This window comes from Burkholderia sp. ZZQ-2, from assembly GCF_050768715.1.
Taxonomy (GTDB): Bacteria; Pseudomonadota; Gammaproteobacteria; order Burkholderiales; family Burkholderiaceae; genus Burkholderia; species Burkholderia cepacia.
The window spans coordinates 1-11,287 of sequence record NZ_LDVA01000221.1 but is presented as its reverse complement, the minus strand read 5'-3'; the positions used below and the strand labels follow the sequence as shown (position 1 = coordinate 11,287).

At 69.6% G+C, this 11,287-nt stretch carries 12 protein-coding genes and 1 pseudogene; 6 read left to right on the top strand and 7 right to left on the bottom strand.

The window, feature by feature from the left end:
- Positions 1 to 98 precede the first annotated feature (98 nt).
- Positions 99 to 863: an NAD(P)H-dependent oxidoreductase gene (locus tag ABY44_RS15055; RefSeq protein ID WP_060174150.1), complete on the bottom strand. Its 765-nt coding sequence runs from the start codon at positions 861 to 863 to the stop codon at positions 99 to 101.
- Between the two features lie 74 nt (positions 864 to 937).
- Between ABY44_RS15055 and ABY44_RS15050 the strand changes: the two genes are divergently transcribed.
- The gene (locus tag ABY44_RS15050; protein ID WP_027788355.1) at positions 938 to 1,312 is read left to right on the top strand and encodes a winged helix-turn-helix transcriptional regulator; all 375 of its coding nucleotides are present in this window, start codon (positions 938 to 940) and stop codon (positions 1,310 to 1,312) included.
- Positions 1,313 to 1,363: 51 nt separating this feature from the next.
- Here ABY44_RS15050 and mnmA read toward each other — a convergent pair whose 3' ends face one another.
- Positions 1,364 to 2,512: a tRNA 2-thiouridine(34) synthase MnmA gene (gene mnmA, locus ABY44_RS15045; RefSeq protein WP_060174151.1), complete on the bottom strand. Its 1,149-nt coding sequence runs from the start codon at positions 2,510 to 2,512 to the stop codon at positions 1,364 to 1,366.
- Positions 2,509 to 3,018, bottom strand: coding sequence for an NUDIX hydrolase (locus ABY44_RS15040; protein WP_060174152.1), 510 nt, complete (start codon positions 3,016 to 3,018; stop codon positions 2,509 to 2,511). The genes mnmA and ABY44_RS15040 overlap by 4 nt, the downstream gene beginning before the upstream one ends.
- A 276-nt stretch (positions 3,019 to 3,294) precedes the next feature.
- Here ABY44_RS15040 and ABY44_RS15035 point away from each other — a divergent pair, with 276 nt between their 5' ends.
- From ABY44_RS15035 to ABY44_RS15025, 3 genes are read left to right on the top strand one after another with little or no spacing between them, the layout of a single operon-like run.
- A complete protein-coding gene (locus ABY44_RS15035) occupies positions 3,295 to 4,434 on the top strand; it encodes a Re/Si-specific NAD(P)(+) transhydrogenase subunit alpha (protein WP_027788353.1) in 1,140 nt (379 codons plus the stop codon).
- Positions 4,435 to 4,445: 11 nt separating this feature from the next.
- On the top strand, positions 4,446 to 4,772 hold the full coding sequence (locus ABY44_RS15030) for an NAD(P) transhydrogenase subunit alpha (RefSeq protein WP_027788352.1): 327 nt from the start codon (positions 4,446 to 4,448) through the stop codon (positions 4,770 to 4,772).
- Positions 4,769 to 6,223, top strand: coding sequence for an NAD(P)(+) transhydrogenase (Re/Si-specific) subunit beta (locus tag ABY44_RS15025; RefSeq protein WP_226181034.1), 1,455 nt, complete (start codon positions 4,769 to 4,771; stop codon positions 6,221 to 6,223). The genes ABY44_RS15030 and ABY44_RS15025 overlap by 4 nt, the downstream gene beginning before the upstream one ends.
- Before the next feature lie 89 nt (positions 6,224 to 6,312).
- Here ABY44_RS15025 and ABY44_RS15020 read toward each other — a convergent pair whose 3' ends face one another.
- Positions 6,313 to 7,233: a LysR family transcriptional regulator gene (locus ABY44_RS15020; RefSeq protein ID WP_431641371.1), complete on the bottom strand. Its 921-nt coding sequence runs from the start codon at positions 7,231 to 7,233 to the stop codon at positions 6,313 to 6,315.
- 80 nt (positions 7,234 to 7,313) lie between these two features.
- Here ABY44_RS15020 and ABY44_RS15015 point away from each other — a divergent pair, with 80 nt between their 5' ends.
- Positions 7,314 to 8,237: a carbon-nitrogen hydrolase family protein gene (locus tag ABY44_RS15015; protein ID WP_059693802.1), complete on the top strand. Its 924-nt coding sequence runs from the start codon at positions 7,314 to 7,316 to the stop codon at positions 8,235 to 8,237.
- Positions 8,238 to 8,313: 76 nt separating this feature from the next.
- Here the strand turns inward: ABY44_RS15015 and ABY44_RS15010 are convergent, their stop codons facing one another.
- Both ABY44_RS15010 and ABY44_RS15005 read right to left on the bottom strand, forming a co-directional pair.
- On the bottom strand, positions 8,314 to 9,000 hold the full coding sequence (locus ABY44_RS15010) for a helix-turn-helix transcriptional regulator (RefSeq protein ID WP_027788348.1): 687 nt from the start codon (positions 8,998 to 9,000) through the stop codon (positions 8,314 to 8,316).
- Positions 9,001 to 9,073: 73 nt separating this feature from the next.
- Positions 9,074 to 9,496 carry a VOC family protein gene (locus tag ABY44_RS15005; RefSeq protein WP_431641370.1) on the bottom strand — a complete coding sequence of 141 codons (423 nt, stop codon included), beginning with the start codon at positions 9,494 to 9,496 and terminating at the stop codon, positions 9,074 to 9,076.
- A gap of 128 nt (positions 9,497 to 9,624) precedes the next feature.
- Between ABY44_RS15005 and ABY44_RS15000 the strand changes: the two are divergent.
- A pseudogene (locus ABY44_RS15000) lies at positions 9,625 to 9,860 on the top strand (hypothetical protein); the annotation flags it as partial.
- 96 nt (positions 9,861 to 9,956) lie between these two features.
- Here the strand turns inward: ABY44_RS15000 and ABY44_RS14995 are convergent.
- Positions 9,957 to 11,258, bottom strand: a complete 1,302-nt coding sequence (locus tag ABY44_RS14995) for a THUMP domain-containing class I SAM-dependent RNA methyltransferase (protein ID WP_021164196.1) — start codon at positions 11,256 to 11,258, stop codon at positions 9,957 to 9,959.
- Positions 11,259 to 11,287 lie beyond the last annotated feature (29 nt).

Genomic DNA, 11,287 nt, shown 5'->3' with positions numbered 1-11,287 from the left:
GGGTGCCCGAGCCGTGCCTGGCCGCCGCCGGCGCCCACGATGGTCGAGAGTCTACTACGGGTCCCGTGAAGCTCGCGTTGCCGAGCCGGCCCGCCGCGTCAGGTGAGCGCGTGACGGATGAACGGGCCGTATGCGGGTGCGTCGGGCTTCAGCCTGACGCCGGCTTCGAAGTCCGTGTCGCGGTTGAACGGCACCCGCGGCCACGTGTGCCAGGCGCGCAGTCGCGCGCGGTAGTCCGCGAGCGCTTGCGCGAGGCGCGCGTCGCGGTGCCGCGCGGCGTCGCCGGCCGGATCGCTGCGGACCTCGTGGATCAGGTGCGGTTCGAGCACGTCGAAGCCGACGTAGCGCAGCGCATGCATGAGCGGCCACAGCAGCAGGCGCGTGTCGCCCTCGCGGCCGTCGGGCGCGCAGGCGGCGGCCGACGATCCGGTCGTCACGCTCAGCAGCGCGCGGCGCCCGTGCAACACGCCGCTGTCATGGCGCCGGCGGCTGCTGTAGAGGCCGCCGTAGACGAACACGCGATCCATCCAGCCCTTCAGGATCGCCGGCGCGCCGAACCACCACAGCGGGAACTGCAGGATCAGCGCGTCGGCCTGTTGCAGCAGCCCGACGTGATACCCGACCTCCGGCGCGAGCGTGCCGCGCTCCCAGTGGTGGCGCTGCTCGCGTTGCACGTCGAAGCGTGCCGTGTCGAGCCGATCGGCGTAATGGCGCGGCGCCTCGCTCGGGTCGAACCCGTCGGCGTACAGGTCCGCGACGGTCGCGGTATGGCCGGCGGCGCGCCACGTATCGGCCGCCGCATGGGAGAGGGCCGCGTTGAACGACTGCGGTTCGGGATGGGCGACGACGATCAGCGCATGCATGGCGGGCTCCGTGAGTATGCGACGATGATGGCCGGCGGCAGCGGGGCCGCGCAATCACGCACCCGGAGGTAACCATGGCTTTTCCCGGCGACGTCTATGCGGCGGACTGTTCGGCGCGCGACGCGCTCGCGCTGATCGCCGGCAAGTGGACGCTGCTGATCCTGCCGGCGCTGGCCGAGCGGCCGCTGCGCAACGGCGAGCTGCTGCGGCGCATCGGCGGCATCTCGCAGAAGGTGCTCACGCAGACGCTGCGCGAGCTGGAGCGCAACGGGCTGATCGAACGGATCGCGATCGCCGCGCGGCGATCGCATGTCGAATACCGGCTGACGCCGGTGGCGGAATCGCTGGTGGACACGCTCGTGGCGCTCGATCGCTGGGCCGAGCGCCATTTCCCGGTGCTCGACGCGGCGCGCGAGCGCTACGACGCGGCCGTGCAGCACATGCGCTGAACAGGCGGGCGGCCGCGGGCGCGGCCGCTTTCGGCCGGCGCCGGCGGCGCGTCAGCGTGCGGCCGCGAGTGCCGGCGCGTCGAGCGCCTGCCGGTCGCCGGTTGCCGCGCTTTCGATGATGCCGCCGCCGAGACAGATATCGCCGTCGTACAGCACGGCCGACTGGCCGGGCGTGACGGCCCACTGCGCGTCGTCGAACGCGAGCGAGAAGCGTGCTTCGCCTGCCGGGCCGGGCACGGCGGCGCCGAAGGCGCATGCCGCGTCGGCCTGCCGGTAGCGCGTCTTCGCGCCGCACGCGAAGCCCTCGGCCGGCGGCTCGCCGGCGACCCAGCTCACGTTGCCGGCAACGAGTTCGCGCGACAGCAGCCACGGATGATCGTGGCCCTGCACGACGTACAGCGTGTTCGACGCGATGTCCTTCGCGGCGACGAACCACGGTTCGCCGCTGCCGCTCTTGCTGCCGCCCAGGCCGATGCCCTTGCGCTGGCCGAACGTGTAGAACGCGAGGCCGATGTGCTCGCCGACGACCTTGCCGTCCGGCGTCTTCATCGGGCCGGGTTTGGTCGGCAGATAGCGGTTCAGGAAATCGCGGAACGGCCGTTCGCCGATGAAGCAGATGCCGGTCGAATCCTTCTTCTTCGCGTTCGGCAGCCCGATCTGCGCGGCGATCTCGCGCACCTTCGTCTTCGGGATCTCGCCGAGCGGGAACATCGTCTTCGACAGTTGCGCCTGGTTCAGCCGGTGCAGGAAGTACGACTGGTCTTTCGTATGGTCGAAGGCCTTCAGCAGCTCGAAACGCCCGTCGCGCTCGCGCACGCGCGCATAGTGGCCCGTCGCGATCATTTCCGCGTCGAGCGACATCGCGTGATCGAGGAACGCCTTGAACTTGATTTCGGCGTTGCACAGCACGTCGGGGTTCGGCGTGCGGCCGGCCGAGTATTCGCGCAGGAACTCGGCGAACACGCGATCCTTGTATTCCGCCGCGAAGTTGACGGCTTCCACGTCGATGCCGATCAGGTCGGCCACCGACACGACGTCGATCCAGTCCTGGCGCGTCGAGCAGTATTCGCCGTCGTCGTCGTCTTCCCAGTTCTTCATGAACAGGCCGACCACGTCGTAACCCTGTTCCTTCAGCAGCCACGCGGTCACCGACGAATCGACGCCGCCCGACATGCCCACCACTACACGGCGCTTGCTCATTTGTTGACCGCCTGACGTTCGAATGCTTCGGGGCGCGGCGCGACCGAATGCGTATGCACGAAATCGAGCGGAATGCGCCGCCCGGCGAGGTAATCGTCGACGCAGCGCATCACCGCGGGCGAGCGATGGCGCTCGCTGCACGCGCGCAGTTCGTCGGCGGTCATCCACAGCGTGCGGACGATGCCGTCGTCGAGCGCGTGGCCCGCGACCGGCTCGCCGGCCGTGCCGCAGAACGTGAAGCGCAGGTAGGTCGCGCCGGCGGTGCCGGGACGGTCGTAGTGCGCCAGATAGACGCCGACGAGCGCGTCGGGCGTGAACGGGTGCGCGGTTTCCTCGAGCGTCTCTCGGATCACGGCGTCGGCCAGCGTTTCGCCGGCTTCGAGATGGCCTGCCGGCTGGTTGATGCGCAGGCCCGACGAGGTTTCTTCCTCGATCAAGAGAAAGCGGCCGGCATGCTCGACGAGCGCCGCGACCGTCACATGCGGGGTCCAGATTTCGGGTTTCATGGTTCGGCATTTTACCGGTTGCGCCCGAACGCTGCCCGGCGTTCGGTCAGACGAATCCGACCCTCGTAATCGTCCGTCGCGCCGGTGCGCGGTCACGCCGGCCAGGCTGACGCGTCGATCTCGCGCGATCGCGCGCAAAGGCGGGTGCGGCCGTCGCTTTCGCCTAAAGTGAAACGTGAGTGCCGTCGTTCGCGAGCCGGTAGTCCGGCTGCCCGGCTCGTTGCGCGGTGGAAATCGCCGGAAACGACCTGCCGGCGATGACTGGAGGGACTGACGATGCATATTGGCGTGCCTGCCGAAACGCGGGCGAACGAGGCGCGGGTGGCCGCGACGCCGGAAACCGTGAAGAAATACGCGGCGGCCGGGCATCGGGTCAGTATCGCAAGAGGGGCCGGCCTCGCGGCCAGTTATCCCGACGCAGCCTATGCGGCCGCCGGCGCCGAACTGACCGGCCAGTCGGCCGCGTTCGACGTCGACATCGTGCTGAAGGTCCAGGCCCCCACCGACGCCGAGCTGCCGTTGCTCAAGCGCGGCGCCGTGCTGGTCGGCATGCTCGATCCGTTCAACGGCGAGCAGGCGGCGAAGCTCGCCGCGGCCGGCGTGACGGGCTTCGCGCTCGAAGCCGCGCCGCGCACGACGCGCGCGCAGGGGCTCGACGTGCTGTCGTCGCAGGCGAACATCGCGGGCTACAAGGCCGTGCTGGTTGCCGCGGCGCTGTATCCGCGCTTCTTTCCGATGCTGATGACGGCCGCGGGCACGGTGAAGGCCGCGCGCGTGCTGATCCTCGGCGCGGGCGTCGCGGGCCTGCAGGCGATCGCGACCGCGAAGCGCCTCGGCGCGGTGATCGAGGCGTCCGACGTGCGGCCGGCCGTGAAGGAGCAGATCGAGTCGCTCGGCGCGAAATTCCTCGACGTCCCGTTCGAAACCGACGAGGAGCGCGATGCTGCGCAGGGCGTGGGCGGCTACGCGCGCCCGATGCCGCCGTCGTGGCTCGGCCGCCAGGCCGCGCTCGTGCACGAGCGCGCGAAGCAGGCCGACATCGTGATCACCACCGCGCTGATTCCCGGGCGCCCGGCGCCGACCTTGATCTCGGTCGAAACCGTGCAGTCGATGAAGCCGGGCTCGGTGCTCGTCGATCTCGCGGCCGGCCGCGGCCCGGAATTCGACGGCCGCAAGAGCGGCAACTGCCCGCTGACGGTCGCCGACCAGGTGATCGCGCACCACGGCGTGACGATCGCCGGCTACACGAATCTCGCGTCGATGGTCGCCTCGGACGCATCGGCGCTGTATGCGCGCAACCTGCTCGACTTCATGAAGCTGATCGTCACGAAGGAGGGCACGCTGAACATCGACCTGACCGACGACATCGTCGCCGCGACGCTCCTGTGCCGCGACGGCGAAGTCACGCGCCGATAACGGAGGAGACCATGGAAGTCGTCAATCACACGGTGATCGACGTGATCATCTTCGTGCTGGCGGTGTACGTCGGCTACCACGTGGTGTGGAACGTCACGCCGGCGCTGCATACGCCGCTGATGGCCGTGACCAACGCGATCTCGGCGATCGTGATCGTCGGCGCGATGCTCGCGGCCGCGCTCACCGTCGGCGCGACCGGCAAGGTGTTCGGCACGCTCGCGGTCGCGCTCGCGGCGGTCAACGTGTTCGGCGGCTTCCTCGTGACGAGGCGCATGCTCGAGATGTTCCGCAAGAAGGCGCCCCGGCAGCCCGGGCGCGGCAAGGAGGGCGCGCGATGAGCATGAACGTCGTCACGCTGCTGTACCTCGTCGCATCGGTGTGTTTCATCCAGGCGCTGAAAGGCCTGTCGAACCCGACGAGCGCGCGGCGCGGCAACCTGTTCGGGATGGCCGGGATGGCCGTCGCGATCCTCACGACGATCGCGCTGATCGCCAGGCAGGCGGCCTGGCTCGGCGCGAACCTGCCGCTCGGCCTCGCGCTGGTGCTCGGCGCGCTGATCGTCGGCGGCGGCGTGGGGGCGTTCGTCGCCGCGCGCGTCGAGATGACGAAGATGCCGGAGCTCGTCGCGGCGATGCACTCGCTGATCGGTCTCGCGGCCGTGTGCATCGCGTACGCAGTGGTGTCGGAGCCGGAAGCGTTCGGGCTCGTGCCGCAGGACGCCGTCGCGCCGGACTTCATTCCGTACGGCAATCGCGTCGAGCTGTTCATCGGCACGTTCGTCGGTGCGATCACGTTCTCCGGGTCGGTGATCGCGTTCGGCAAGCTGTCGGGCAAGTACACGTTCCGGCTGTTCCAGGGCGCGCCGGTCGTGTATGCGGGCCAGCACCTGCTCAACCTGATGCTCGCGCTCGGGATGCTCGGCTTCGGCATCCTGTTCTTCATCACGCAGTCGTGGCTGCCGTTCATCATCATGACGGCGATCGCGTTCGCGCTCGGCGTGCTGATCATCATCCCGATCGGCGGCGCGGACATGCCGGTGGTCGTGTCGATGCTGAACTCGTACTCCGGCTGGGCGGCGGCCGGCATCGGCTTCTCGCTGAACAACGCGATGCTGATCATCGCGGGGTCGCTGGTCGGCTCGTCGGGCGCGATCCTGTCGTACATCATGTGCCGCGCGATGAACCGCTCGTTCTTCAACGTGATCCTCGGCGGCTTCGGCGGCGAGGCGGCGGCCGGCGGTGCCGCGGGCGCGAAGGAGTTGCGGCCGGTGAAATCGGGTTCGGCCGACGATGCGGCGTTCATGCTCGGCAACGCGGAAACGGTCGTGATCGTGCCGGGCTACGGGTTGGCCGTCGCCCGTGCGCAGCACGCGCTGAAGGAACTGACCGACAAGCTGGTCGAGAAGGGCATCGACGTGAAGTACGCGATCCATCCGGTCGCGGGGCGGATGCCGGGCCACATGAACGTGCTGCTCGCGGAAGCGGAAGTGCCGTACGAGATCGTGTTCGAGATGGACGACATCAACGGCGAATTCGGCCAGGTCGACGTCGTGCTCGTGCTCGGCGCGAACGACGTGGTGAACCCGGCCGCGAAGAACGACCCGGCATCGCCGATCGCGGGGATGCCGATCATCGAGGCGTACAAGGCGCGCACGGTGATCGTCAACAAGCGTTCGATGGCGGCCGGCTACGCGGGCCTCGACAACGACCTGTTCTACATGGACAAGACGATGATGGTGTTCGGCGATGCGAAGAAGGTCATCGAGGACATGGTGAAGGCGGTCGACTGACGTATGCGCCGGCAACGCAGGCGGCCTGCCCCGATTCACGGGCAGCCTCGAAGGACAGGCCCGACCGGCGCAAGCCGGCCGGGCCGTTTTCATGGTGCGACGAGGTTCGCGATGCACGTGGCGATCGTGTCGCGTACGCGCACGATCGCCGGGTCGCGCTGCGTGCTCGAGCGCCAGCCGATTTCGACCGGGTAGTGCGGCAAGTCGACCGGGCAGGCGAGCGCGCGCAACGGCGTGGATCGCGCGATCGCGCGCGCCGCGTGCGAGGGAATCGTCGCCACTGCGTCGGAGCCGGCGAGCAGGTACGGCAACGCGGCGAAATGCGTGGTCGACGCCGCGACGCGCCGCTTGTGGCCGAGCGTGGCCAGCGCCTCGTCGACGATCCCGATCACGCCGCCCGACGACACGAGCAGGTGGTCGCGCTGCAGGAAATCGGCGAGCGTGAGCGTGCGCGGCGGCCGTGGGCGGGCGGCCGGGTCGATCAGGCACGCGTAGCCGCCCGTCGCGACCGCGCGCCGGCTGAGCCCGTTCGCCGAGAAGCCGCCCGATGCGATCGCGAGGTCGACGCCGTGGCGCAGCAGCGCGTCGCCGGCGATGCCGCTGTGCGTCTGCCGGAAGATCAGCCGGATGCCGGCGGCTTCCCGTGCAACGGCGTCGATCAGCGCGCGGCCGAGCGCGATCTCGAAGTCGTCCGACAGCCCGATCGAGATCGTGCGGCCGATGCGGTCGCCGCCGTCGGCCGCGATCGCGAGGCTTTCGCGGCAACGGTCGAGCGCGTCGGACAGGATCGGTTTCAGTTCGTCCGCGCGCGGCGTCGGCGCGAGCCCGCGGCCGGTGCGCACGAACAGCGGATCGGCATAGATCACGCGCAGCCGCGCGAGCGCCGCGCTCACCGCCGACTGCGTGAGGCCGAGCCGCAGCGCCGCCCGGCTCGCGCCGCCTTCCTCGTACAGCGCCTCGAACACTTTCAGCAGGTTCAGGTCGAGACTGGCGATATCATCCGTATTCATGACACTTATCGTTCTATCGATTTGATCGATGACATCATATCGATAAAGATGGCGTTACCCCATTCACCGGAGACGCCTTCATGTCCACTTCAGTCATCGCCGCGCTGCAGATCGGCGCATCGCCCGACGGCACGCGCGCCACGCTCGACACGATCCTCGGCTACGAAACCGCGATCCGCGACAGCGGCGCGTCGCTCGTCGTGCTGCCCGAGGCCGTGCTCGGCGGCTATCCGAAAGGCGAGATCTTCGGCACGCGGCTCGGCTACCGGTTGCCCGAGGGCCGCGACGCGTATGCGCGCTACGCCGCGCAGGCGATCGACGTGCCGGGGCCGGAAACCGACGAACTGGCCGCGCTGTCGCAGCGCACGGGCGCGAGCCTCGTGGTCGGCGTGATCGAGCGCGGCGGCAGCACGCTGTATTGCACGGCGCTGTTCTTCGATCCGCGCGACGGGCTCGTCGCGAAGCACCGCAAGCTGATGCCGACCGGCACCGAGCGGCTGATCTGGGGGCAGGGCGACGGCTCGACGCTGCCCGTCGTCGACACGGCCGCGGGCCGCGCGGGCGCCGCGGTCTGCTGGGAGAACCACATGCCGCTGCTGCGCTGCGCGATGTACGCGAAAGGCGTGCAGATCTGGTGCGCGCCGACCGTCGACGAGCGCGACGTGTGGCAGAGCTCGATGCGGCATATCGCGCACGAGGGGCGCTGCTTCGTCGTCAGCGCGTGCCAGGTGCAGCCGTCGCCGCGCGCGCTCGGGATCGACGTGCCGGGCTGGGATCCGGAGCGGCCGCTGATCCGCGGCGGCAGCGTGATCGTCGGGCCGCTCGGCGACCTGCTGACGGAGCCGCTGATCGGCACGGCCGGGCTCGTGACCGCGCGTATCGATACCGACGAACTCGTGCGGGCGCGTTACGACTTCGACGTGGTCGGGCATTACGCGCGGCCCGACGTGTTCTCGCTGCACGTCGACGAGCGGCCGAAGCGCACGGTGGTGTTCGGCGCGTAGGGAAAGGCGGGCCGGGCGCCGCACGGCGGGCGGCCCGAAACAGGGACGGCGGCGGTGCGCCCGCCGCCGTGCCGCATCAGCGCATCGGCGCTTCCGCGATCCGCATGTAATCGGCGATCCGCCGTCCTTCCATGTCCGGAAACTGCTCGTGCACGACGATGTCGCCCATCCGCGCGATGTCGAAGGTGCGGAAATCGCCGCGCAGCTCGCACCACGCGCCGATCGTCCAGCGCCCGCCCCAGTAGACGAGCCCGAGCGGCCACACGCGGCGTTGCGAATGCGCGCCGAGCCGGTCGCGGTAGTCGAAGCTGACGACGTGGCGCGTATCGATGGCCTGGTGGATCGCATCGACCTTCGCGCAAAACGTCTCGTCGATGTGGAACGACGGCGCGAACACGGGCAGGCGGTCGAGCGCCGTGCGCTTGTCGGCCGGCATCGCCGACGCGATCTTCGCGAGCGCCGAGCGTGCGCCGCTCGCGAAGCGCGCACCGCCCCAGGTTTCGAGCATGCGTGCGCCGGCGGCGAGCGCCGCGAGCTCCTCGGCCGTGAACGTGAGCGGCGGCAGGCTCGCGTTGCGGTTCAGCCGGTAGCCGATGCCGGCTTCACCTTCGATCGGTACCCCTGACAGTTGCAGGTCGCGCACGTCGCGATAGACCGTGCGCGGCGACACCGACAGCCAGTCGGCCAGCTGCTGCGCGGTCGTGAGACGACGCCCGCGCAGCAACTCGGCGATCTGGAACAGGCGGTCGGCACGGCGCGTCATGACGGCACCTCGGCTCCAACGGCAATGGGGACTTCGCGATGATAGCGCCGCGCGCGCCCGATGGCCGCTGCGCTCAGTGGCATTTCGGCGCGTGCAGGCCGACGCGGTTGCCTTCGGTGTCGATCAGGTAGCCGACGTAGCCGTAGTTGTTCGGCAGCTCGACGACGGAGCCCTGCACGACGCCGCCCGCGCGCTTCGCGCGTTCGAGCGCCGCGACGACCGATTCGCCGGCGTTCAGGTAGACGAGCACGCCGTTCGCGCTCGGCTTGATCTGCTGCGGATCGAACACGATGCTGCCGCCCGTGCTCGATGCGTCGCGGTCGAACGTGGCCATCGGCACGCCGCCGATGATTTCGCGCTGCAGCGTCGTTTGCAGCACGGTTTCGTAGAAGCGGATCGCCCGGTCGAAATCGAGGGACGGAATGTCGAACCATGCGATCGCGCGCTCGGGGGTGGCAGTGGCGGTGGCAGTTGCAGTTGCAGTTGCGGACGTCATGACGAGTTCCTTGTTGCGTTGTTGTTCGGGTTCGGTGCGGAAACCAGCCTTGCATTGCGCCGGGATTGCAGTGTGATCGCGGTCTGCTGACACCGTATTGTCAGTAGAGGTCGGGAACGATCCGTCAGCGCCGGCTGGTCGTCACGTGGCGCATGCTCATCGGGGGAGAGTGGGGAATCGCGCGTGACCTGCGTCGTGAAGCCGACCGTCACGCACGACGGGCTGGTGCCGGGCTCGGAGATGGGAGATGGATCGCGGGATTCGCGGCGGGTGGCCGGTCGTGCCGTCGAGCCGCAAGACGCTGCTCGAGACGGGGCAGGCGCTGCCGTTCACGACGGGGCGCCGGGAGAAGTCGAAGCATTGAAACGGAACGACGCCGTTGCCGCGGATGCGGTAACGGCGTCGTTCCGGTTGTCGCGCAGGGGCCGTATCGGCGGCCCCGTCGCGACCATGATGCGGATTACGCGTCGCCTTCCGGCGTGGCCGGGCGCGCCTTCACGCTGCCGGCGATCAGGTCGAAGCGGAACAGCCGGCATTCGAGCGCGCCGTTGAACAGCGGCGTCTTGGCCGATTCGCGCAGCCGCAGCTGGCCCGGCAGCGAACGGTCGGACGTCAGCAGGAACGCCTGCCAGCCCGTGAAGCGCTGCTTCAGCGCATCGCCGAGCGCGTTGAAGAACTCGCTGTCCGGTGCGTCGGTATGGGTGCGGCGGAACGCGTCGTCGTTGCCGCGGTTGCGGCCCGTCTCGCGCACCTCGCCGCGCGCGCTGCGGCCGCGCACCTCGATCCGCTCGCCGTACGGCGGGTTCGCGAGGATGATGCCCGGGCCGTCGCACGGCGGCGTCATCCCGCGCGCGTCGACCTGCTTGAGCCACACCGACGGCACGCCCGCGCGCTCGAGGTTCGCACGTGCCTTCTCGAGCATGTCGCCGGAGATGTCGCTGCCGTACACGCCGAGCGCTTCGCCGCGTTTGCCGCGCGCCGCACGCTTCGCGTCCAGCGCCGGGACCTTCAGCCCCTGCCATGCGGTGATGTCGTATTGCTTGAGTTTCTCGAAGCCGAACCGGCGCTCGACGCCGGGTGCCACGCCGAGCGCGATCTGCGCGGCTTCCGCGAGGAACGTGCCGCTGCCGCACATCGGGTCGTACAGCGCCGTGCCGGGCGTCCAGCCCGTCAGGCGCAGGATGCCGGCCGCGAGGTTCTCGCGCAGCGGCGCCGCGCCCTTGTCGAGGCGCCAGCCGCGCTTGAACAGCGGCTCGCCCGACGTGTCGAGGTACAGCGTGCACTCGTTGGCCGTCAGGAACGCGAACACGCGCACGTCGGGCGCACCGGTATCGATGCTCGGGCGCGCGCCGGTCTTCTCGCGCATCCGATCGCAGATCGCGTCCTTCACGCGCAACGTCGCGAATTCGAGGCTCTTCAGCGGCGACTTGATCGCGGTGATGTCGACGCGCAGCGTCTGCGTCGCCGCGAACCAGCGCTCCCACGGCTGCTCGAGCGCGAGCGCGTAGACGTCCTGCTCGTTGCGGTAGGCGCGGTGCGCGATCTTCAGCAGGACCCGGCTCGCGATCCGCGAATGGAGGTTCGCGGCCATGCCGGCGGCCCAGCCGCCGCTGAAGTGGACGCCGCCCGGCACCTGCGCGCCCGCGGTGAACGGCGCGCCGTTCAGGTGGCGGCCGGCGATTTCGGCCAGCTCGGCGGCGAGCGCCGCTTCGAGGCCGCGCGGGCAGGGGGCGAAGAATTCGTACAGGGTGGGCGAGGACATAAGGCGGGTGAGGACGTGCAAAAGTCCAC

Bases quoted from the DNA above. Each gene is read 5' to 3' on its own strand.
- ABY44_RS15055 (WP_060174150.1), bottom strand. From the start codon at position 863: ATGCATGCGCTGATCGTCGTCGCCCATCCCGAACCGCAGTCGTTCAAC.
- ABY44_RS15050 (WP_027788355.1), top strand. From the start codon at position 938: ATGGCTTTTCCCGGCGACGTCTATGCGGCGGACTGTTCGGCGCGCGAC.
- mnmA (WP_060174151.1), bottom strand. From the start codon at position 2,512: ATGAGCAAGCGCCGTGTAGTGGTGGGCATGTCGGGCGGCGTCGATTCG.
- ABY44_RS15040 (WP_060174152.1), bottom strand. From the start codon at position 3,018: ATGAAACCCGAAATCTGGACCCCGCATGTGACGGTCGCGGCGCTCGTC.
- ABY44_RS15035 (WP_027788353.1), top strand. From the start codon at position 3,295: ATGCATATTGGCGTGCCTGCCGAAACGCGGGCGAACGAGGCGCGGGTG.
- ABY44_RS15030 (WP_027788352.1), top strand. From the start codon at position 4,446: ATGGAAGTCGTCAATCACACGGTGATCGACGTGATCATCTTCGTGCTG.
- ABY44_RS15025 (WP_226181034.1), top strand. From the start codon at position 4,769: ATGAGCATGAACGTCGTCACGCTGCTGTACCTCGTCGCATCGGTGTGT.
- ABY44_RS15020 (WP_431641371.1), bottom strand. From the start codon at position 7,233: ATGAATACGGATGATATCGCCAGTCTCGACCTGAACCTGCTGAAAGTG.
- ABY44_RS15015 (WP_059693802.1), top strand. From the start codon at position 7,314: ATGTCCACTTCAGTCATCGCCGCGCTGCAGATCGGCGCATCGCCCGAC.
- ABY44_RS15010 (WP_027788348.1), bottom strand. From the start codon at position 9,000: ATGACGCGCCGTGCCGACCGCCTGTTCCAGATCGCCGAGTTGCTGCGC.
- ABY44_RS15005 (WP_431641370.1), bottom strand. From the start codon at position 9,496: ATGACGTCCGCAACTGCAACTGCAACTGCCACCGCCACTGCCACCCCC.
- ABY44_RS14995 (WP_021164196.1), bottom strand. From the start codon at position 11,258: ATGTCCTCGCCCACCCTGTACGAATTCTTCGCCCCCTGCCCGCGCGGC.